Genomic DNA, 20,643 nt, shown 5'->3' on the forward strand with positions numbered 1-20,643 from the left:
TGTTGCTTAGTGGTCGTGAGCTGCACCAGCACCTTTAGGGTAACGGATGTTCTCTACCATCTCTTGTACATCTTGTGGCACTTCAGCTGTAACCTTGTTCACCGCGATAGATACTACAAAGTTCAGACACATACCTAGCGTACCGATGCCCTCTGGGCTGATACCGAACCACCAGTTGTCTGGCGTGCTTGCTGCTGGGTTGATGAACTTGAAGTAGATGATGTATGACGCTGTGAATAGGATACCTGCCAACATACCTGCTATCGCACCTTCCTTGTTCATCTTCTTGTAGAAGATACCTAGGATAATCGCTGGGAAGAAGGATGCTGCGGCTAAGCCGAATGCAAACGCTACTACCTGTGCCACGAAGCCTGGTGGGTTAATACCCAAGTAACCTGCACCAATAATCGCGACCATTGCTGCCAGACGAGCGGCTAACAACTCCTGCTTGTCGCTCATGTTTGGTCTAAATCCTTTCTTCAACAAGTCATGCGAGATGGATGTTGAAATTACCAGTAGTAGACCTGCTGCTGTTGATAGTGCGGCTGCAAGGCCACCGGCTGCCAGTAGTGCTACAACCCAGTTTGGTAGTTTCGCAAGCTCTGGAGAAGCCAGTACGATGATGTCACGGTTGATCTTCATCTCGTTGCGCTCATCGCCCGAGTAGAACATCTTGCCATCGCCATTCTTATCTTCCCAGCCTACTAGACCAGTGCTTTCCCAGTTTTTGTACCAGCTTGGTGCTTCTGCTGCTGGAACACCTTGCATGTCAGGACCGTTGATTGTCTCAATCATGTTTACACGAGCAAACGCCGCTACACCTGGTGCTGTTGTGTAAAGTAGTGAGATGAACAGTAGTGCCCAACCTGCTGAGATACGTGCATCACGTACTTTTGGTACCGTGAAGAAACGGATGATTACGTGTGGTAGACCCGCTGTACCCACCATTAGAGCTGCACAGATGAAGAATACATCCACCATGCTCTTATTACCTTCGGTATAGGCGGTAAATCCGAGTTCTTCGGTTAACCCATCCAGTTTATCGAGCAGGTAAACGTCCGTTCCTGAGATAGTTGAACCCATACCGATTTGTGGAAGCGGGTTACCTGTCATCATGATTGAAGTAAAGATAGCTGGTACAAGGAAAGCGAAAATGAGGACACAGAATTGAGCTACCTGCGTATAAGTGATGCCTTTCATGCCACCAAGTACTGCGTAGAAGAACACAATACCCATACCAATGATGATACCTAGGTTGATATCAACCTCTAGGAAACGTGAGAATACAACGCCTACACCACGCATCTGGCCTGCAACGTACGTGAACGATACGAAGATCGCACAGAATACTGCTACCATACGTGCTGTTTTCGAGTAGTAACGCTCACCGATGAAATCAGGAACCGTAAACTGACCGAACTTACGTAGGTAAGGTGCCAAACAGAGTGCAAGTAGTACATAACCACCTGTCCAACCCATTAGATATACCGCACCGTCGTAACCAACGAATGAGATGATACCTGCCATTGAGATGAATGATGCTGCAGACATCCAGTCCGCGGCTGTTGCCATGCCGTTTGCTACTGGGTGTACACCACCGCCCGCAACGTAGAACTCACTGGTTGAGCCAGCACGAGCCCAGATAGCAATACCGATGTAGAGTGCAAAAGTGATGCCGACGAGAATAAACGTCCAAGTTTGAATATCCATGTTCTAAACCTCTAGTCTTCCTGTACGTTGTATTTCTTGTCGAGCGCATTCATACGCACTACGTAAACAAAGATTAAGGCGACAAAGGTGTAGATCGACCCTTGTTGAGCGAACCAAAACCCTAGCTTGAAACCGCCTAGTTGTACGGTGTTAAGCGCATCGACAAATAGGATGCCTGCGCCGTAAGACACTGCAAACCAGATGGCCAGCAGGGTCCCCATAATTCCCAAGTTTTCCTTCCAATAGGCTTGAGCATGTTCTGTTGATTCGAACGCCATTGCCTTCTCCTTTCTTCCGATTCCGTAGAATGTTTGTGTTAACGTAATGTTACGATTTGAAATATAGCAAGGGGAGGTCAAGGGATCTGTGCAACTTTAGTCGGGGCGAAAAGAGTAGGAAGTCTTTGTTTTATGGGGCTTACAACGCACCTTGCCCCAAAAGTGTGATGTTGCAATGTTGTTAAATTAGCCAAAGGTCTAACGAAATGTCGATTTTTGATGAGATAAAACTCAAAAGGAGCGCGATTTTTATTTTGTCGATGCCGATTCGGTGCTTTGAAGGAGTGTTTGGGGAAATGAGGTAGTGGAATTGCCCTCATCCAACAAAGGCTGAGAGCAATTAATGTTTGCAAGTAAGCTTTACAGGTAGAAGTCTTTGATACCCATCAGAAGGTTATTTACCGCAACCGCCGCTAGAATCAAACCCATGACACGGCTGATGATTGCGGCACCGACATTACCAATCACCTTCTGAATCTTAGTGGCGCCCAGTAGCAGCAGCAAGGTGATAACAAGCACCAACACCATAACCCCTGCGGTAATGCTCTGGTCAATCAGTGAGTAGCGGTTATTGTCCGTCAACATCACAATCGCCATCATGGCGCCGGGTGAGGCAATGGAAGGGATCGCCAGTGGATAGACAGCGAGATCCGCGAGTTGCTTACTGCACACCTCTTCTGAGATTTTCTGTTCTTGCTCTGGTTTGCTCTCACCAAAAATCATGGTTAATGCGAATAACAGCAGCACCAACCCACCGGCAGCTTGGAAAGCGGGTAATGGAATCTGCATCGCTTCAAGAAGCAGTTGGCCTGCGATAAGGAAAAAGAGTAGTACACCGGTTGCGATGGCGATCGCCTTAAGGGCAACGGCACGGCGCTGTTTTGGTGTGAGGTGCTGTGTTTGTGATAGGTAAACAGGAACGGAGCCAATTGGGTCGATGACCGCCCAAAGAACAACAAACTGAGTAATGATGATACTAGTAAGCAAGGAAAATCTCCCAGAGTTAATGACAGAGGGATAAGGCCGCTAATCTGCAGCCTTTAGATTATAGCGGCTATTATTCCTTTTAAGTCATCACTGTGTGAGATGTTACTAAAATAGCCTAACTTTCTGTTTCCATCTGCTGTAACAAGATCACCGCCTGAGTACGGTTTTTCACATCCAGTTTGCGGAAGATAGCCGTCATATGAGCTTTGATGGTTGCTTCAGAAACATTGAGCTCGTAAGCAATCTGTTTGTTAAGTAGGCCATCAGAGAGCATGCCCAAGACCTTGTATTGCTGTGGTGTTAGGGTCGCAATCTTTTCTGCTAAGTCGCTGCAAGCTGCGTTATTGGTGATCAAGCCTTCAGGGAAGAATGGGTCGCCGTTCAATACTTGATTGAGAGCGCTCACCAGCTCGCGCATATCACTCGATTTAGGGATAAAGCCAAACGCACCATGGCTCTTCACCTGAGTCACAACGCTGGCGTCTTCACTGGCAGAGATAACAACAATTGGTAAATCAGGGTACTCAGCGCGTAGCTGAATCAAACCGGACATGCCGTTGGCACCCGGCATTTTGAGGTCGAGTAGCAGCAGATCTGGCTCGTCTTCTTTTTTGAGAAGTGTTAACAAAGCGTCTAGAGAGTCCGCTTCTAGAAGATTCGCGCCACTGATCGCCATATGCACTGACTGAAACAAGGCGTTACGAAACAGAGGGTGGTCATCAGCAATGATGATGGTATAGGTCGAGTCCATGACGTTCATACTTTTAACAATTTAGTTAACATTTATTATTGACCCGATTGACTATGCGGACAATATTTATGCACTAAAAGTCTGAAGCATATCCACTTTTGCTGAGAGGCGAGTATGGAAAGGTTTTATAAAAATGTAAAAGCCACGTTTCAGTTCTCATTTGAGAAATAAAACGTGGCTTGTATTTTATCAACGCAGTGCTGTTATAGCTGGTGGCTTTGCATGTGTTTTAAGAAGGTTTCAGCGTTCATAAAACCGGTCACACGAGCATTTGGAACATGGTTACCCTTACCGTCCCAGAACTCAATAGTTGGTAAACCAAGGACCTGCATTTGTTTAAGCAGTTCAATATCTTGAGGTAAGTTTTTGGTCACATCAGCTTGCAGCAGAACAAAACCAGAAAGCTTGTTTTCAACATCGGCTTGGTGGAAGGTGTACTTCTCAAACTCTTTACACGCGACACACCAGTCGGCATAGAAATCTAGCATCACCGGCTTACCTAACTTCTTCGCTTCGATAAGCTGGATCTCAAGCTCTTCAAAGGTATTGATACGCGCAAACTCAATTTGAGCAGTCTGCTCGACACTCTTTTCTGCAAACCAGTAGTTCAGAGCCGGTTGAGCCGATGCGAATAGCCCAAGCATAGCAATGATGCCGACTGCGCTCTGTTTCCAGCCACCAAACGGCAGGGAGTTTTTGCTGTGATACAACCAACCAAAGGCCACAAAGCCAAGCGCTGACCACAATACAGTTGCCCAAAGCTCAGGAAGAATGCGCTCTAATAGGAAGATAGGCGCTGCCAGTAGAATAAAGCCAAATACAATTTTGACCTTATCCATCCAGCTGCCGGCTTTCGGTAGCAATTTATTGCCGAATACGGCGACGAGCATCAGTGGGATACCCATGCCCATGGCCAATGCATACAGAGCAATACCACCTGTAAACAGATCGCCACTTTGTGCCACGTAAAGTAGAGCACCAGATAGCGGAGCTGTGGTACATGGTGAGCACACCAAACCGGAGATCGCACCCATCGCAAACACGCCTAAGGTGTTGCCGCCTTGCTGCTTATTGCTTTGGTTGTTGAGCCAAGTCTGAACACTGCTTGGTAGTTGTAGGTTATAGACGCCAAACATCGACAGTGCCAATGCCACGAATAGAACACTCAAGCCAATCAGTACATAAGGGTGCTGCATCGCCGCTTGGAACTGCATACCTGCAGATGCCACTACAAGACCAAGCAAGGTGTAGGTGAGCGCCATACCTTGTACATAGATGAACGACAGCATCAGAGCACGGCCTTGGCTTAGCTTACCGCCACCTAACACAATGCCAGTTAGAATCGGGTACATAGGCAGAACACATGGCGTGAAGGCGAGACCAACACCAAGAGCTAGGAATAGCAGAGGTGTCCACCAACTGTCACCGAGCTGTTCAGCAAGGCCTGCTTCTTTTGAAACTGGAGCCGCGCTGCGCTCTTCTGCGATAGGTGTTGAAGTTGGTTGTGTTGATACCTCGGCCTTAGCAGAGGTACTGGCTGTATTCGTCGCGATATCTGCCGACGGCGTGAATGGCTCGATGTCAATGACGCGAATTTCAGGTGGGTAACAGAAACCAGCTTTAGCACAGCCCTGGTACTTAACGACAAGCTGCGAGCCATCTTGGTAGCTCTGCAGTGGGACTTGCACAAACAGTGGTTGCGTATAAATGCTTACCTCGCCAAAAAACTCATCTTGGTAAGGTTGCCCGTTTTCCATCTCTACAGGGCCGATAGTGAGATTTTGACCTGTAAAATCAAGACTGTGTTGATAGAGGTAGTAGCCCTCTTTTACTTGCCAGTCGATAAGCACTTTACCGTCTTGCTGGTAGTAATTAAAAGGGAATGCCTGATCAACAGGAACAAAGCTATTGGCTGAGTCGAGTTCAAGTCCTTGGTCGTTATTGCCAAAGAGAGCATAGGCTGAATGGGACAAACTAAGCAGTCCAACACACAGCGTGATGAGAAATGCGCGCATAAGTGAAGTCATCTTGATTAAGTTAACAGCGATATTAACTTAATCAGACCTTATTGCTGACTAATAAGTTTCAAATTGCCGATTTTATTATAAAAATGTTTTCGTTATATCGGGCTTACTAGAGATAGCGGCAAATAAAAAAGGAAGCCGAGGCTTCCTTTTAAAAATAACAGATCGATTCTGATTAGATGAACAAGCCACCGAAGCCAAAACCTAGCGCAACTGCTGTCGCGATAGTCACCACACCCGGGATAAAGAATGGGTGGTTGAACACAAGATTGCCGATACGAGTCGAGCCTGTGTCATCCATCTCAACCGCTGCAAGCAGAGTTGGGTAAGTTGGCAGAACAAACAGTGCACTTACTGCTGCAAATGACGCCACCGCAGTAAGAGGCGCTACGCCAATTGCTAGTGCTGCAGGCATAAGAGCAACAGTGGTTGCGCCTTGAGAGTAAAGCAGCATAGAAGCAAAGAATAGAACCAGTGCCAGCATCCAAGGGTAATCAGATAGTAGAGCACCAGCTACGTCTTTGATCTCTGCAACGTGTGCGTTTACAAACGTTGAACCTAACCAAGCCACACCAAGTACACATACACATGCTGTCATACCAGAGCGGAATGTTGGTGCTGAAGAGATCTTCGCCGCGTCGATTTTCGTGAACAGTACAATCGCCGCCGCTGCTGCTAGCATCACAGACATGATCGCTTCGTTACGACCTAGCGCAGGGTTTTCAATCAGACCCACAGAGCTAGAGATCGCCGCCGCGTAGCAAACAACGAAGCCGATCGCCGCTAGGAAGATGTAAGTCGCTTTCTTCGCTGTTGGCAGAATTTCACGCTTTTCTTCTGTCGCTAGTTTGATTAGGCCTTTCTCCAGGCGTTCTTGGTATACAGGATCGTCTTTAAGCTCACTGCCCATGTAGTTCGCAACAACAGCACCAACCATACAAGCTATAAAGGTTGTAGGAATACAAACCATCAGCAATGTTAGGTAATCAACACCGAACGGCGCTAGCATCGCAGCAAAGGCAACAACCGCCGCTGAGATTGGAGAAGCTGTGATCGCAATCTGAGACGCGACAACCGCAATCGATAGTGGACGAGATGGACGAACACCTTGGCCTTTAGCAACTTCTGCAATCACAGGTAGCGTAGAGAACGCCGTGTGACCCGTACCCGCCATCAATGTCATCAAGAACGTCACGATAGGAGCATAAAAAGTTATGCGCTCAGGATGTTTGCGTAAAAAGTTTTCTGCAATCTGAACCAACCAGTCCATACCGCCCGCGACTTGCATAGCTGCAATCGCAGTGATAACCGACATGATGATCAGAATAACGTCGATAGGGATAAAAGATTGACTGGTTGGAACGCCAAGGATTAGCGACAGAGCGATAACACCCGCACCGCCGGCAAAACCGATACCAATACCGCCAATTCTGGCCCCTAAAAAGATAAAGAGTAGGACAACGAATAGTTCTACTGCAATCATAGTAACACCTCATTTTTAGATTTTATTATCTGAAAACTCGCCACTGAGTGTTCAAATAATAGAACCTTGGCTAGAAGCCACTGTAAGAATTTGTCTCGTTATAAAACCGCTTAAAATTTATGGTTAATCGTTTTCGAGACTAAAAAAGGGCTCCGTTGGGAGCCCTACATTTAAACTTACTCGTAGCGTTTGCCTTTATACTGAGGACGCATCAAGTTTTCAACTGAGAAAATGTCATCAAGTTCTTCTTCAGTTAGAAGACCGCGCTCTAGAACCACATCGCGGACGCTCTTACCAGTTTCTGCACAAATCTTACCAACGATGTCACCCTCGTGGTGGCCAATGTATGGGTTTAGGTAAGTTACGATACCGATAGAGTTAAACACGTGCGCTTCACACACTTCTTTGTTCACAGTGATGCCGTCAACACACTTGTCACGTAGGTTCACACAAGCATTGGTTAGAATGTCTAGAGACTCAAACATGCTTTGCGCGATTACTGGCTCCATCACGTTCAGTTGAAGTTGACCGCCTTCTGCCGCGAAAGAAACCGTGTTGTCGTTACCTAGTACTTTGAAGCACACTTGGTTTACTACTTCAGGCACTACTGGGTTTACTTTAGCTGGCATGATTGAAGAACCTGCTTGAAGCTCTGGAAGGTTCAATTCGTTTAGGCCAGCACGCGGACCAGAAGAAAGTAGACGTAGGTCGTTACAGATCTTAGACAGTTTAACTGCTAGGCGTTTTAGTGCGCCGTGGGTCATTACGTATGCACCACAGTCTGAAGTTGCTTCGATTAGGTCTTCTGCTGGAGAAACCTCTAGGCCAGTTACTTCAGCAAGGTGTTTAACCGCTAGCTCTTGGTAGCCTTGTGCTGCGTTAAGACCAGTACCGATCGCAGTTGCACCTAGGTTTACTTCTAGAAGAAGCTTTGATGTGTACTCTAGGTTCTTGATCTCTTCATTGATCGTTACTGCCCATGCGTGGAACTCTTGGCCCACTGTCATTGGCACTGCGTCTTGTAGTTGAGTGCGACCCATCTTAAGAACGGTGTTGAACTCTTGGCTCTTAAGTTCGAATGCGCCTTTTAGGTATTCGATAGCATCGATAAGCTTACGTACGCTGTTGTAAACAGAGATACGGAAGCCTGTTGGATATGCACAGTTGGTTGATTGACTCTTGTTTACGTGGTCATTTGGATTGATGAACTCGTATTGGCCTTTCTCTTTGCCCATAAGTTCAAGAGCCACGTTCGCAACCACTTCGTTTGCGTTCATGTTTACAGAAGTACCAGCGCCGCCTTGGAAAACATCTGACGGGAATTGGTCCATGCACTTACCCGTATCTAGGATAAGGTCACATGCCGCAATGATGTGCTTCGCGACTTCACTTGGAATTACACCTAACTCTTTGTTTGCTAAAGCCGCAGCCTTCTTAGTCATCACCATACCGCGCACGAACTCAGGTACGTCTGAGATAGTTACACTTGAGATGTTAAAGTTTTCGATAGCGCGTAGAGTGTGGATGCCGTAGTAAGCATCTGCCGGAACATGACGTTGACCTAATAGATCTTCTTCGAGACGAGTGGCTTGAGGAGCTTCAACAGGAGCTTTAGATTGGGTAGCCATAACAGGATCCTTAGAGAATTATTCTGATAATATAATTAGTTATTAGCCTATTCTTTACGCGAAACTCCGTTCACCAGAATTTTAGGCTGATAAATCCGTCCTGACTTATGTGGCACATAATACTGTACCTAGCGCATAAAAATAGTAAGTTGATCACCTTTTTTGCTTTTGTTTCGTCAATCTTGTGCAAACTATTTTTTGAGGGCGGGACACGCTTATTTACAGGATAAATTTGAGTTCTTGAGAGCTTTCAACGTACACTGAACACAACAAAGGAGGGCTTGTGTTTCCTATCTTATTATTACTGTTTATCTTTGTGCCTATCATTGAGATCGGCTTATTTATTCAAGTTGGTGGCTTCTTAGGATTGTGGCCAACTATCGCCTTGGTATTAGTGACAGCATTTGTTGGTGCATCTCTGGTGCGCAGCCAAGGGATCCAGACTTTAATGTCGGTTCAGGGTCGTTTGCAGCAGGGCGAGATGCCAGCGCAACAAATCCTTGAAGGCGTGATGCTTGCTGTGGCGGGTGTACTGCTATTAACGCCGGGCTTTATGACCGATGCGCTCGGTATGTTGGTATTACTGCCAGCACCACGCGCAGCAATCGCGAAAAAGCTGATGGAAAAAATGGTCGTTAAGAATGTATCTGGTGGCTTCCACGCCGGTGGCCACGCTGGTTTTGGTCAGAGCCCATTTGGTGAAGACCCGTTTAACTCAGGTTCGTTTAAGCAAGACCCATTTGACCAATCAAAAGGCGGCAACACCTTTGAAGGTGAGTTTGAGAAGAAAGACGACGATAACAACGATCGTAACCGTTTGAACTAGTATCTATCTCATCATCAAAAAGGCTCTCTCCTTTATTCTTTACTAGAACAAAAGGAGAGAGCCTTTTTCATTGTCACCCAAGAGCTCTGTTGTCTAAATCGATTGCTCTTACTTAAACTGCGCCTTCAAAGCCCATTTGTCGCCACGCTTCAAATGCAATGATCGCAACCGCATTTGATAGGTTCAGGCTGCGAGCGTCTGGCATCATTGGAATGCGGATACGCTGCTCCATCGGCATACTCTCAATCAACTCTGCTGGTAGGCCACGCGTTTCTGGACCAAACATCAGCACATCACCTTGTTGGAACTTCGCATCTACGTGATGGCCTGTGGTTTTTGTTGTGCAGGCGAAGATACGGAACTCACCCTCGCGTTCGTTCTCTAGATACTCTAGAAATGCTTCAAGGTTCTTGTGACGCTTTACGCGAGCGAGGTCGTGGTAGTCCAAACCAGCGCGGCGTACCTTTTTCTCTTCTAAATCGAAACCGAGTGGTTCAATCAGGTGTAGGTTGGCACCACAGTTAGCACAAAGGCGAATGATGTTACCCGTGTTAGGTGCAATTTCAGGTTCGTAAAGCGCGATATCAAACATACTGGTTCACTAGATAGATAAAAAGTAGCTTGAGTATACGGTGGCAGGCTGAGTGAGTACAGTTGCCACCGAACGATTACGCTTTGTTTGCTAGTGCCTGCGCGTAGTTTTCTGCAACGGCATCCCAGTTCACGACATTCCACCATGCATTGATGTAGTCAGGACGGCGGTTTTGGTAACTGATGTAGTAAGCGTGTTCCCAAACGTCGAGCGCTAGAATTGGCTCACCTTGGCTATCTACTGCGTCCATCCAAGGGTTATCTTGGTTAGACGTAGAGACGATTTTCAGCGCACCATCTTCAACGACAAGCCAAGCGAAGCCTGAGCCAAAGGTGTTGATAGCGGCTTGAGCGAATTGATCTTTAAAGCTCTCTAAGTCACCAAACGTTGCAAGAATGTCTTTGGCTAGATCACCACTCGGTTCGCCGCCACCATCTTTAGACATGCAGTTCCAGTAAAGGATGTGGTTGTAGTAGCCACCACCGTTATTACGTACTGCTGGTGAGTGCTTAGAGATGTTGGCAAAAATTTCTGTGAGAGGCTGTGTCTCTAAATCGGTACCTGAAATCGCTGCCATGAACTTATCGTAATAGGTTCTGTGGTGCTTACTGTAGTGAACCTCCATTGTTTTAGCATCAATGTAAGGCTCTAAAGCATCGTAAGCGTATGGCAGTTCTGGAAAGGTGTGTGACATGGTAAATCCTCCTTAATTAGAGGATTTACCTTAATGATAATGAGATCCATTATCAACTAGATCTTTGTAGGGTTATTACAAAGGTATGATCGGCAGAGTGATTTCGACCTGCAATCCACCCAATGAGCTACGACTGGCTGTGATGGTACCACTATGCTGGCGAATCGCACTTTCAGTGATGGTTAATCCTAGCCCCGTGCCTCCAGAGTTGCGATCGCGTGCGGTTGAGACTCGATAGAATGGTCGGAATATGGATTCAAGCTCCGCTTCAGGGACGCCATCACCATTATCATTGACCTGAATCGTCAGCTGGTCTTGCTTGACGCTCATCTGTACATCGACCTTATCTTTACCGTAGTAGATGGCATTACGGATGATGTTATCGAGTGCGCTCATTAACAGCTTAGGATTACCTGAGATCGAACGTTCTGGAATCTCAGAGAAGGTGAGGCTCTTGCTCATCTGCTCTGCTTCAAATTCCGCATCTTTTAGGATCTCTTCCCATAGGCTCGAAAGTGGCTGAATCTCACGTGTGATGTGGCTATCAACCTGCATACGCGACAATGTCAGCAGTTCACTGATCATCTGCTCCAATCTCTGCGCTTCAGTATCAATACGCTCCAGCTCTTGGCTTTCGCCCTGCTTACGAATAGCGAGTGCATTGGCCATTCTTAGGCGTGTTAAAGGCGATCGCAGTTCGTGTGAGATGTCTGAAAGCAATCGCTGTTGCCCAGAGATCATCTGATTAACGGCCTCGACCATCTGGTTGAAGCTTTCCCCAGCTTGGCGGAACTCAGAAGTCCCTTTTTCAAGGGTTGGGTCGACCTCAAACTCGCCTTTCGCTACTCGTTGAGCGGCGCGTTCTAGTCGTCGAGCTGGCTGGCTGAGTGCCCAAGCCAGCCATAATAGCAGCGGGGTACTAGCAAGCATTACCGCGAGGAGCAGCTGCAGTGGTTTATCGAACAGTCTTAATAGGAAAGGTGGTGGTTGATTCCATTTAACACTGACGTACATCATCAGGTCTTCATTGGCCAATACCACTGGAACCGGGCCTGCCACCATGTAATGCCCATAAAGTTTCTGCTTGGGTACTTCTGGGTTATCAATCGTGGTCACAAAGTTGCGGATCGCTTTGACCTTGTAGTTAGAGTGGCGCTTGGTGGTCAAGACACTGCCATCTAAATCGGTCAGGTAGATGCGTGGGCGAGAATCTTTGCGGCTACGAGGAGGCCCCTCAAGCTGAAAAACAATCTTGCCAAGGTTGTCTTCACCCGCGAAGCGCTTTTCGGTCGCCTTAGCGATGCGAGTGAGTTTGTCGTAGTGTTCTGCAGGAACATCTCGTGCAACACGCGGATCTAGGTGTGGCAGAGAGAGCACTGATAAAAGCACCAGTAACATGGTGAACCAAAAAATAGCAAAGATACGTCCATATAAGCTGGTGATTTTAGGTAAGCGCATTAATCTTCCTCAACAAATAGGTAGCCACGGCCACGCAGGGTCTTAATGCGTGCTTTGCCGTCAGGGCGTTCTGGTACTTTCTTTCTCAAGTTAGAGATATGCATATCGATAGCGCGGTCAAAGGCAGCCAATCTTTTGCCGAGAACATCTAAACTGAGTGACTCTTTGGTGATCACTTGTCCCGGGTTTTGAATCAGGTGGCTCAGCAAGGCGAACTCGGTGGTAGTGAGATCCAGCAGTTGCTCGTTACAGTAAGCTTCTTGCTTGCCTGGATACACCGCCAAGTCTTGGTAGCGGACACAGTCGCTGCTGGTTGTTTTCTCTGTGCTGCCGTTTGATTGAGTGCGTCGCAAGATGGCACGAATGCGCGCCAGCAGTTCACGATCACTGAATGGCTTTGGTAGATAGTCATCAGCGCCGAGCTCAAGCCCGATCACGCGGTCGATCTCTTCACCTTTCGCTGTCAGCATTAATACTGGGGTCTCCCAGGACTCACGCAACTTCTTGAGAGTCTCCATCCCATTGAGCTTAGGCATCATCACATCTAATAAGATAAGGTCGATGTCGTTATTGATGGCCTCGAGACCAGCATAGCCATCGTTGGCTTCCGTTACTGTAAAGCCTTCAAAGCTTAAAATGTCTTTTAACAAACTGGTCAGTTCCGTGTCGTCATCAATAAGAAGGATATTTGCCATAGGGAGAACCTTGTTGTGTTGTTTACACCTAAATAATAACTGCTAACTATTCGTCAATTTGCACTCTTTACGATTCTTTACGCTTTCTACACGTTGCTTTACGTGCGAGCTTCTATTCTATACTCAAGCGCTGACCAACAGACGCAGACACACAAATGATTATACCAATTTGAGGCAAAGATTATGAAAATGACTAAGAAACTTGTATTAGCAGCTGCAGCTCTTCCACTAGTGTTTGGTACAGCAAGTGCGTATGCGTATGGTGGCGGTGACAAAGGTGACCACAAAGGTATGCACGGTAAATGTGGTGGTTTCGATAAGAAAATCATGCGTCAACTAGACCTAACAGATGCGCAGAAAGAGCAGTTCAAAGAGATGCGTGAGGCAGACCGAGCGGCGATGAAAGAGAAGCGCTCTGCGAACAAAGCTGAAAAAATGGCGGAAATGAAGGCGCACCGTGAACAAGTTCAAGCATTGGTTCTGGCTGACACTTTCGATGAAGCAGCTGCGAACGAGCTGGCTAGCCAAATGGTAGAGAAACAGACTGAACGTCGCGTTGCTATGCTGAAAAAGCAACATGAAATGATGAGCGTGCTGACTCCTGAGCAAAAAACAAAGCTAACTGAGCTACAACAAGAGCGTATGGCTAAGTGTGTAGAGAAAATGGAAAAGCGTGCTAATAAAGACAGCTAATCATTGAGCGTGACACCACACGTGAGTTAGATGAGCAAAATGAAAGAAGCGACCATGTGTCGCTTTTTTTGATCGCGATTACAAAAATTTAAGTGATTGACTGTCATATTCAATCGGTTGTTGTCAGGTTATACTTTGTACAATAGATCAAACAACAGTCAGAATATGAAAGCAGAATACGCTCGTCTTGTGACACTTGCGGCTTGGGCAGCCACTATCGTCGCGACCTTCTTATTGGTCGTAAAAGTTGCCGTTTGGTGGGTAACAGGGTCGGTGAGTCTCTTGGCCTCGGTAGTCGACTCACTGCTCGACATAGCCGCCTCGTTAGTCAACCTCTTGGTGGTGCGTTATTCGCTGCAGCCAGCTGATAGGGAACATACTTTCGGTCATGGTAAAGCCGAATCATTGGCGGCGTTGGCGCAGGCAATGTTTATCTCTGGATCGGCCTGTTTCCTTATCTTAAACGGCGTCGAACGTTTCTTTAGACCTCAAGAGCTTAACTCACCAGAGCTGGGGATCTATGTTAGTCTGTTTGCCATCTTTGTGACCTTTGCTTTGGTTCGTTTCCAAAAGTATGTCGTTAAGAAAACCGGCAGCCAAGCCATCGCTGCAGACTCTCTTCATTATCAGTCCGACCTTTATATGAATGCTGCCATCATGTTAGCTCTGGGCTTGAGCTGGTTTGGTGTTACTCAAGCAGACTCAATCTTTGCTGTAGCAATTGGCGGTTACATTCTTTATAGCGCTTATCAAATGGCGATGGAGGCGATTCAGTCTCTGCTCGATAGAAAGCTACCCGATGAAGAGCTGGCTCAAATTAAAGAGACGGCACTGAGTATTGAAGGGGTTTTAGGGGTTCATCAATTAAGAACTCGACGTTCGGGTCCAGTGCGTTTTATTCAGCTGCATTTAGAGCTGCAAGATGAGATGCCACTTATTGAAGCGCATCGCATTTCCGATGAAGTTGAGGACAAGTTGTTGTCGGTTTTCCCGGATGCTGATGTACTGATCCATCAAGATCCATATTCGGTGGTGTTTGGTCCAGAGAAGCAACAAAAGTTTCAATCTTGGTAGCTAGATTCTCTACTTAGCCTAAATGGTAAGTGGGGGATTTTTGGGCTACATTGACTAAAATTCACTAACACTTTGGTGATATAAAAATCAGCCAATAACAATTAATGTTGATTCTGATGTGAATCAACAAAGTTATTGAGTAAAACTGTAATACTCCTACAGAAGTAGAAAAGTTACATAATTTTGTGCGATTTGAGTGGTATTCCTGTTGAGGAAATGTAACATAGCGCACAAATATAGATTTAAAATCTTGTTGATATACAATCAACAAGAGCAAGAATTGAATAATAAATTCCCAAATATTGAGGGTGAGCATGATTAAGAAAATCGGTGTTTTAACAAGTGGCGGTGACGCACCTGGTATGAACGCAGCAGTTCGTGGTGTTGTTCGTACAGCGTTGTCTGCTGGTATCGAAGTTTACGGCATTTACGATGGCTACCTAGGTCTGGTTGAAGATCGTATCCAGAAGCTAGATCGCTCTAGCGTATCTGACGTGATCAACCGTGGTGGTACTTTCTTAGGCTCTGCACGTTTCCCTGAGTTCAAAGAAGTTGAAGTTCGCCAAAAAGGTATCGAAAACCTGAAAAAACACGGCATTGAAGCACTTGTTGTTGTCGGTGGTGACGGTTCTTACATGGGTGCGAAGAAGCTGACTGAAATGGGTTACCCATGTATCGGTCTACCTGGCACAATCGATAACGATATCGCTGGTACTGACTACACAATCGGTTACCTAACTGCACTGAACACAGTTATCGATAACATTGACCGTCTACGTGATACTTCATCTTCACACCAACGTATCTCTATCGTTGAGATCATGGGCCGTCACTGTGGTGACCTAACTCTAATGTCTGCGATTGCTGGCGGTTGTGAATACATCATCACACCTGAAACGGGTCTAGATAAAGAGCAGCTTATCCAAAACATCCAAGACGGTATTGCGAAAGGTAAGAAGCACGCAATCATCGCGCTTACTGAGTTAATGATGGATGCAAATGAGCTAGCGAAAGAGATCGAAGCAGCAACGGGTCGTGAAACTCGTGCAACGGTTCTTGGTCACATCCAACGTGGTGGTCGCCCAACAGCATTCGACCGTGTATTAGCTTCTCGCATGGGTAACTACGCAGTTCACCTACTTCAAGAAGGTCACGGTGGCCGTTGTGTTGGTATCGAAAAAGAGCAGCTTGTTCACCACGATATCATCGACTGTATCGAGAACATGAAAAACCCAGATCGTTCAGACCTATTCAAGGTTGCTGAAGAGCTATTCTAAGCCGATCTTGGTCTAAAAATGTAAAGAGCCGCTGCGTTGTCAGCGGTTTTTTTTATGCCTGAATATTAGAAAGTTAGGCTTGGATGACAGGCAATAAAAAAAGGCCAACCTAAGTTGACCCTTTCTTCAATTTAAACTGAGAAGTCTAAATTAAGCTTTTGCTTTAGCTGCTGCTTTAGCGATAGCTGCGAAACCAGCTGCGTTAAGAGCTGCACCGCCAACTAGAGCACCGTCGATGTCTGGTTGTGCGAAGTAAGCTTCAGCGTTTTCTGGCTTAACAGAACCACCGTATTGGATGATTACTTGCTCAGCTACTGCTGCATCTTTTTCAGCGATCATTGCACGGATAGAAGCGTGGATGCGTTGTGCATCTTCAGCTGTTGCTGCTTTACCAGTACCGATAGCCCAGATTGGTTCGTAAGCGATGATTGCGCCGTTTAGTGCTTCAACGCCGTAAGCGTCGATAACTGCGTTGATTTGACGTGCACATACTGCTTCAGTTTCGCCAGCTTCGTTTTGCGCTTCAGATTCACCGATACAGAAAACTGGCTTCAGGCCGTTCTCTTGTAGGAATTTGAATTTCTTAGCAACGAACTCGTCTGATTCGTTGTGGTATTCACGACGCTCAGAGTGACCGATGATGATGTGAGAAGCACCGAAGTCTTTCAGCATTTCTGGAGACATGTCGCCAGTGAAAGCACCGCTGTTGTTTAGGTCAGTGTTCTGTGCACCTAGGATGATTTTGTTACCGCCTTCTGCGATAAGACGCTCAGCTAGATCGATGTAAAGTGCTGGTGGAGCTACTGCTACGTCTACACCTTCAACGCCTTCAAGTTCAGCGTTAAGACCAGTTAGCAGCTCAGTTACCATTGCTTTGCTACCGTTAAGTTTCCAGTTACCCATCACTACAGGACGACGCATAGGAATATCTCCGTATTTAATCAATTAATGTAAAAAATCTTCGTAAGAATATAACAGATAAAACGCGTTAGATCATGATTGTGGTCATGTCTTTATGGGATCTTATCGATTGGTCAGAGTAGATAATAGACAGATATCAGTGATCCAACAGACAGAATAATAGTGAACTCCTCGGATTTTTCACGGTTAATTGATATTAAAGGACAAACGATTGCGTGAAGAATAGGAAGTAACCATGCCAAATTTAGTTCTTGAGTACTCAAACTCGGTGGATGAGCGAGTGAATGTACAAGGTTTGCTAGAAGATCTCCATCAAGTTGCATTACACTGTGGATTGTTTGATGCGCCTTCTGTCAAATCTCGTTCTCTGCGTTGCCACAATTGGTTGGTAGGGGAAGAGGACGACAGTGTGGACTTTATTCATATCAGCTTCGAGTTACTTTCTGGCCGCACTGATGAGCAGAAAAGAGAACTGTCACGAGCATTGATGGTGGTGCTGCAAGAGCAAGCAAGCCATGTAAGAAGCCTGACAGTGAACATCCGCGATATGGACATCAACAGTTTTCAAAAAGTGATTAATTAAATTTTTGCAGCCCTTTTTGGCCGCATCCCAAATTAGAGTGTATTTAAGATGTCGATGAAAGAGTTACTGTTTTCCTTCCAAGGAAGAATCAGCCGTAAAACCTACTGGATTTGGAACGTATTTTACTACGTTGCGATTACTGGCTTTGCCTCCGGTATCTCTGTGTTGTTCCCAGCATATTCATACATCTTATTGCCAATATTCTTGCTGATGCTGGTGGTTCCTGATCTGGCAGTTACGGCAAAACGCTGGCATGACCGCAATAAATCAAATATGTGGCTGCTGTTGAATGTGCCTTTAGTTTTAGGACGTTTGGCATCACCAATGGCGACACCAACCGCTGAAACTGTATCGCCAATTCATATGGTGGCGACGGTCGCTGCTTTGGTATGTGGCCTGTGGATTTTGGTTGAGTGTGGCTTTTTGAAAGGCACTGAGGGTCGTAATGATTACGGTGACGAACCGCAGTAGCTTGCAGAGATGCATTAAGTTAAAAAGTGTTAGGAAAGAAAAAGGAGGCATATCGCCTCCTTTTTTGTATCAGGTTCCCTAAGGGTTAGTCGGTGTTTCTTGGTTTAAATGCAATGATGGTAGCTTGTGGTGGCTCAGGGTTAGAATCGTTGCCCTGAAGCGCTTCCTGAAATTTACACACCTGACAGCGCAACTCCCGCATTAAGACAACGTTGGTTTGATGAGGGTTTTTACAGCGACTGACCACTAAGTCGATATGGCTCTGTTGAGCGCGCAGCCTGTCCTGCATGATGTGAGAGGCAGAACAAATCATCTGTTCGCACATATCTTGCTTGAGTTGGTTGAACGCATTCGGATCTCGCTGAGCAAGTTCAACCAATTCATCGAAAGGGGGCAGTTTGAGATCGGGTTGAGGATGTCCCATCTTTCTTTCCTTAGTGATGCATCGTGAGTGAGATACTTTAAGCTTAAGAAAGAAATCTGGTTATTTTTTGTTCGGTTTGTGTTCTTCTCAAATTTGAGACAGCAATAGTCGATAGCGCTAAAACGGAATCACAGTGTATGTACAGCGACGTTCACCCGCAATAATGTGTTCGGAACGACTGATATTACAGTCATTTTTAAGCAGTTCGGTAAACACATTTAGCTCTGATTGGCACAAGCTAGGACAGCGTGTTGCGGCTTTACAGATAGGGCAGTGGTTCTCGATCAAGACATAGTGATCGCCTTCGTCGTGCAGCTCGGCCATGTAGCCTTCATCTTCACGCAATTGAGTGAGGGTTTGGAGCTTGCTAAGAAGGTCATCACAATTGACTAAGGCTTGTTGATACTGCTTTAGGGTCGATTGCTCACGCTCTGCAGCGACTTTGGCTAGGCCTTCTTTTCCAAACAGATTCTCAACGGCATCGATAACTTGAATGGTCAACTCGCCATGACGATCAGAGAATTGACTGTGTCCTTGTTGGGTTAGAGACCAGTGACGCGTTGGGCGACCAACTTTTACCTTAACGTCATGAAACGCCAGAATACCATCATCTTCTAGGCTTTGGAGATGCTGCCTTGCACCCATGGTGGTCATGCCAAACTCTTGTGCGAGCTGCTTAGCAGTAACGGCTCCATGGCGCTTAATGGTGTGTAAAATTCTGTCGCTTGTTTTCATACTATCCCTACCTCATGAACACTACTATTATGAGGCAAGGCATTTATAAAGCAAACCATTTACTATAGCCACTTGACAGCATCGTTATAAAAAGAAAAGGCCAGCATTAAAGTGCTGGCCTTGAACAAAGTTTACGTGGTGGTCGTTATTAAAGAATGTGACCGATCACTTCTGGGTCTTTGCGCTCAAGGTAGTGAATCGACTTGATGCGACGAATTGTACGACAGCGGCCACGAATCAGCAGAGTCTCTGTGGTTGCAATGTTGCCTTGGCGAGTGATGCCCTCTAGCAGATCACCTTTAGTGATGCCCGTTGCCGAGAATACGACGTTATCGCTGCGCGCCATGTCTTCCATCTTTAAAACCACACCTGCAGTTACGCCCATTTCAGCACAACGCTCAAGTTCCAGTTCACCGTGCTTACGGTTCTCTTCGTTGTCACCTTTCACTTCATGACGTGGCAGCAAACGACCATGCATGTCGCCATCTAGTGCGCGAATTACTGCTGCTGATACCACACCTTCTGGCGCGCCACCGATGCAGTACATCACGTCCACTTCGCTGTCAGGCATACAAGTTAGAATAGAAGCGGCGACATCACCGTCTGGCACAGCAAACACACGCACGCCCATCGCCTGCATTTCTGCGATCACTTGGTCGTGACGAGGTTTAGCTAGCGTGGTTACCACAAGCGTATCTAGAGATTTGCCCAGTGCTTTAGCGATGTTCTCTAGGTTCTCTTTTAGTGGCTTTTCTAGGTCGATAGCACCTTTAGCTCCAGGGCCAACAACCAGTTTTTCCATGTACATGTCAGGCGCTTTTAAGAAGCTGCCTTTTTCACCCGCTGCTAGTACAGCCAGTGCGTTTGACTGGCCCATAGCCGTCATACGTGTCCCTTCGATTGGGTCAACGGCGATATCAACGGCATCACCACCAACACCGACATTCTCACCGATGTATAGCATCGGAGCATCATCGATTTCGCCTTCACCAATCACGATTTCACCGCTGATTTCGGTTTTGTTGAGCAGGCTGCGCATGACTTCTACTGCGGCACCATCGGCAGCGTTTTTATCACCACGGCCAAGCCATTTATAACCTGCTAGTGCTGCACCTTCAGTGACACGAGAAAATGCCATTGCTAAATCGCGTTTCATGCGGACTCCAAAATTTTCAAAGGGGGAATAGAAATTTCGCGGCGGATTTTACCATAGTTCAAAGGAAACGTTTGCTTTTTTGCTTTTGTGGCTTTGCTTACGATCAAAGCAGAGCTGAAATTTTGAAATATTCACTGAAATAATCAGTTAGGTAATAGTGCTGGCACAATTAACGTCAATATT

The 20,643-nt window shown here is 46.4% G+C and carries 21 protein-coding genes; 6 read left to right on the forward strand and 15 right to left on the reverse strand.

Annotated elements, in window-relative coordinates:
* Window positions 1-6: 6 nt before the first annotated feature.
* From AC6R05_RS04640 to aspA, 7 genes are all read right to left on the reverse strand, one after another.
* Window positions 7-1,710 carry a sodium:solute symporter family protein gene (locus tag AC6R05_RS04640; RefSeq protein WP_150869400.1) on the reverse strand — a complete coding sequence of 568 codons (1,704 nt, stop codon included), beginning with the start codon at window positions 1,708-1,710 and terminating at the stop codon, window positions 7-9.
* Between the two features lie 11 nt (window positions 1,711-1,721).
* Window positions 1,722-1,988, reverse strand: coding sequence for a DUF4212 domain-containing protein (locus AC6R05_RS04645; RefSeq protein WP_032549944.1), 267 nt, complete (start codon window positions 1,986-1,988; stop codon window positions 1,722-1,724).
* 360 nt (window positions 1,989-2,348) lie between these two features.
* Complete coding sequence (locus tag AC6R05_RS04650) at window positions 2,349-2,975, reverse strand: MarC family protein (RefSeq protein WP_032549946.1); 627 nt, start codon at window positions 2,973-2,975, stop codon at window positions 2,349-2,351.
* A 115-nt stretch (window positions 2,976-3,090) separates the two neighbouring features.
* Complete coding sequence (locus AC6R05_RS04655; RefSeq protein WP_032549947.1) at window positions 3,091-3,726, reverse strand: response regulator transcription factor; 636 nt, start codon at window positions 3,724-3,726, stop codon at window positions 3,091-3,093.
* Between the two features lie 203 nt (window positions 3,727-3,929).
* Window positions 3,930-5,741 carry a protein-disulfide reductase DsbD gene (locus AC6R05_RS04660; protein ID WP_500646704.1) on the reverse strand — a complete coding sequence of 604 codons (1,812 nt, stop codon included), beginning with the start codon at window positions 5,739-5,741 and terminating at the stop codon, window positions 3,930-3,932.
* 184 nt (window positions 5,742-5,925) lie between these two features.
* Window positions 5,926-7,233 (reverse strand): anaerobic C4-dicarboxylate transporter, encoded by a 1,308-nt coding sequence (locus tag AC6R05_RS04665; protein WP_150869398.1) that lies wholly within the window; start codon window positions 7,231-7,233, stop codon window positions 5,926-5,928.
* Between the two features lie 176 nt (window positions 7,234-7,409).
* Complete coding sequence (aspA, locus tag AC6R05_RS04670; RefSeq protein WP_032549951.1) at window positions 7,410-8,861, reverse strand: aspartate ammonia-lyase; 1,452 nt, start codon at window positions 8,859-8,861, stop codon at window positions 7,410-7,412.
* 283 nt (window positions 8,862-9,144) lie between these two features.
* On the opposite strand from aspA, the gene AC6R05_RS04675 reads away from it, so the two are divergent.
* Window positions 9,145-9,687, forward strand: coding sequence for an FxsA family protein (locus AC6R05_RS04675; RefSeq protein WP_032549952.1), 543 nt, complete (start codon window positions 9,145-9,147; stop codon window positions 9,685-9,687).
* Window positions 9,688-9,799: 112 nt separating this feature from the next.
* Here AC6R05_RS04675 and trmL read toward each other — a convergent pair whose 3' ends face one another.
* The 4 genes from trmL to AC6R05_RS04695 form a co-directional block, all read right to left on the reverse strand.
* Window positions 9,800-10,279 carry a tRNA (uridine(34)/cytosine(34)/5-carboxymethylaminomethyluridine(34)-2'-O)-methyltransferase TrmL gene (gene trmL / locus AC6R05_RS04680; protein WP_032549953.1) on the reverse strand — a complete coding sequence of 160 codons (480 nt, stop codon included), beginning with the start codon at window positions 10,277-10,279 and terminating at the stop codon, window positions 9,800-9,802.
* Window positions 10,280-10,355: 76 nt separating this feature from the next.
* Window positions 10,356-10,973: a superoxide dismutase gene (locus AC6R05_RS04685; protein ID WP_500646705.1), complete on the reverse strand. Its 618-nt coding sequence runs from the start codon at window positions 10,971-10,973 to the stop codon at window positions 10,356-10,358.
* Between the two features lie 75 nt (window positions 10,974-11,048).
* Complete coding sequence (gene cpxA / locus AC6R05_RS04690) at window positions 11,049-12,431, reverse strand: envelope stress sensor histidine kinase CpxA (RefSeq protein WP_032549957.1); 1,383 nt, start codon at window positions 12,429-12,431, stop codon at window positions 11,049-11,051.
* The gene (locus AC6R05_RS04695) at window positions 12,431-13,126 is read right to left on the reverse strand and encodes a response regulator (protein ID WP_150869396.1); all 696 of its coding nucleotides are present in this window, start codon (window positions 13,124-13,126) and stop codon (window positions 12,431-12,433) included. Before AC6R05_RS04695 ends, cpxA begins: the two co-directional genes overlap by 1 nt.
* Window positions 13,127-13,309: 183 nt before the next feature.
* Between AC6R05_RS04695 and AC6R05_RS04700 the strand changes: the two genes are divergently transcribed.
* The 3 genes from AC6R05_RS04700 (at window position 13,310) to pfkA (ending at window position 16,170) form a co-directional block, all read left to right on the forward strand.
* Complete coding sequence (locus AC6R05_RS04700) at window positions 13,310-13,819, forward strand: CpxP family protein (RefSeq protein ID WP_500646706.1); 510 nt, start codon at window positions 13,310-13,312, stop codon at window positions 13,817-13,819.
* Window positions 13,820-13,984: 165 nt separating this feature from the next.
* Complete coding sequence (gene fieF, locus AC6R05_RS04705; protein ID WP_152469399.1) at window positions 13,985-14,893, forward strand: CDF family cation-efflux transporter FieF; 909 nt, start codon at window positions 13,985-13,987, stop codon at window positions 14,891-14,893.
* Between the two features lie 314 nt (window positions 14,894-15,207).
* Window positions 15,208-16,170, forward strand: coding sequence for a 6-phosphofructokinase (pfkA, locus tag AC6R05_RS04710; protein WP_032549962.1), 963 nt, complete (start codon window positions 15,208-15,210; stop codon window positions 16,168-16,170).
* 150 nt (window positions 16,171-16,320) lie between these two features.
* On the opposite strand, the gene tpiA is transcribed toward pfkA, so the two are convergent.
* The gene (gene tpiA / locus AC6R05_RS04715) at window positions 16,321-17,091 is read right to left on the reverse strand and encodes a triose-phosphate isomerase (protein WP_032549963.1); all 771 of its coding nucleotides are present in this window, start codon (window positions 17,089-17,091) and stop codon (window positions 16,321-16,323) included.
* A gap of 235 nt (window positions 17,092-17,326) precedes the next feature.
* Between tpiA and AC6R05_RS04720 the strand changes: the two genes are divergently transcribed.
* The gene (locus AC6R05_RS04720) at window positions 17,327-17,674 is read left to right on the forward strand and encodes a 5-carboxymethyl-2-hydroxymuconate Delta-isomerase (RefSeq protein ID WP_032549965.1); all 348 of its coding nucleotides are present in this window, start codon (window positions 17,327-17,329) and stop codon (window positions 17,672-17,674) included.
* A gap of 48 nt (window positions 17,675-17,722) precedes the next feature.
* Entirely contained in the window at window positions 17,723-18,145 is a 423-nt protein-coding gene (locus AC6R05_RS04725) for a DUF805 domain-containing protein (RefSeq protein WP_152469398.1), read from the forward strand.
* A gap of 85 nt (window positions 18,146-18,230) precedes the next feature.
* Here the strand turns inward: AC6R05_RS04725 and AC6R05_RS04730 are convergent, their stop codons facing one another.
* The 3 genes from AC6R05_RS04730 to glpX form a co-directional block, all read right to left on the reverse strand.
* On the reverse strand, window positions 18,231-18,569 hold the full coding sequence (locus AC6R05_RS04730; protein WP_152469397.1) for a DUF3135 domain-containing protein: 339 nt from the start codon (window positions 18,567-18,569) through the stop codon (window positions 18,231-18,233).
* A 117-nt stretch (window positions 18,570-18,686) separates the two neighbouring features.
* A complete protein-coding gene (locus AC6R05_RS04735) occupies window positions 18,687-19,304 on the reverse strand; it encodes a helix-turn-helix transcriptional regulator (RefSeq protein WP_239841938.1) in 618 nt (205 codons plus the stop codon).
* Window positions 19,305-19,452: 148 nt separating this feature from the next.
* Entirely contained in the window at window positions 19,453-20,460 is a 1,008-nt protein-coding gene (gene glpX, locus AC6R05_RS04740) for a class II fructose-bisphosphatase (RefSeq protein WP_032549969.1), read from the reverse strand.
* Window positions 20,461-20,643: the final 183 nt, after the last annotated feature.

Source organism: Vibrio sp. R11-SG3-ISO9 (assembly GCF_059834255.1).

Coding starts and splice junctions, on each gene's coding strand:
- AC6R05_RS04685 (WP_500646705.1), bottom strand. CDS start 10,973: ATGTCACACACCTTTCCAGAACTGCCATACGCTTACGATGCTTTAGAG.
- pfkA (WP_032549962.1), top strand. CDS start 15,208: ATGATTAAGAAAATCGGTGTTTTAACAAGTGGCGGTGACGCACCTGGT.
- AC6R05_RS04640 (WP_150869400.1), bottom strand. CDS start 1,710: ATGGATATTCAAACTTGGACGTTTATTCTCGTCGGCATCACTTTTGCA.
- aspA (WP_032549951.1), bottom strand. CDS start 8,861: ATGGCTACCCAATCTAAAGCTCCTGTTGAAGCTCCTCAAGCCACTCGT.
- cpxA (WP_032549957.1), bottom strand. CDS start 12,431: ATGCGCTTACCTAAAATCACCAGCTTATATGGACGTATCTTTGCTATT.
- AC6R05_RS04660 (WP_500646704.1), bottom strand. CDS start 5,741: ATGCGCGCATTTCTCATCACGCTGTGTGTTGGACTGCTTAGTTTGTCC.
- AC6R05_RS04645 (WP_032549944.1), bottom strand. CDS start 1,988: ATGGCGTTCGAATCAACAGAACATGCTCAAGCCTATTGGAAGGAAAAC.
- AC6R05_RS04655 (WP_032549947.1), bottom strand. CDS start 3,726: ATGGACTCGACCTATACCATCATCATTGCTGATGACCACCCTCTGTTT.
- AC6R05_RS04725 (WP_152469398.1), top strand. CDS start 17,723: ATGTCGATGAAAGAGTTACTGTTTTCCTTCCAAGGAAGAATCAGCCGT.
- AC6R05_RS04665 (WP_150869398.1), bottom strand. CDS start 7,233: ATGATTGCAGTAGAACTATTCGTTGTCCTACTCTTTATCTTTTTAGGG.
- tpiA (WP_032549963.1), bottom strand. CDS start 17,091: ATGCGTCGTCCTGTAGTGATGGGTAACTGGAAACTTAACGGTAGCAAA.
- AC6R05_RS04730 (WP_152469397.1), bottom strand. CDS start 18,569: ATGGGACATCCTCAACCCGATCTCAAACTGCCCCCTTTCGATGAATTG.
- fieF (WP_152469399.1), top strand. CDS start 13,985: ATGAAAGCAGAATACGCTCGTCTTGTGACACTTGCGGCTTGGGCAGCC.
- AC6R05_RS04695 (WP_150869396.1), bottom strand. CDS start 13,126: ATGGCAAATATCCTTCTTATTGATGACGACACGGAACTGACCAGTTTG.
- glpX (WP_032549969.1), bottom strand. CDS start 20,460: ATGAAACGCGATTTAGCAATGGCATTTTCTCGTGTCACTGAAGGTGCA.
- trmL (WP_032549953.1), bottom strand. CDS start 10,279: ATGTTTGATATCGCGCTTTACGAACCTGAAATTGCACCTAACACGGGT.
- AC6R05_RS04735 (WP_239841938.1), bottom strand. CDS start 19,304: ATGAAAACAAGCGACAGAATTTTACACACCATTAAGCGCCATGGAGCC.
- AC6R05_RS04720 (WP_032549965.1), top strand. CDS start 17,327: ATGCCAAATTTAGTTCTTGAGTACTCAAACTCGGTGGATGAGCGAGTG.
- AC6R05_RS04700 (WP_500646706.1), top strand. CDS start 13,310: ATGAAAATGACTAAGAAACTTGTATTAGCAGCTGCAGCTCTTCCACTA.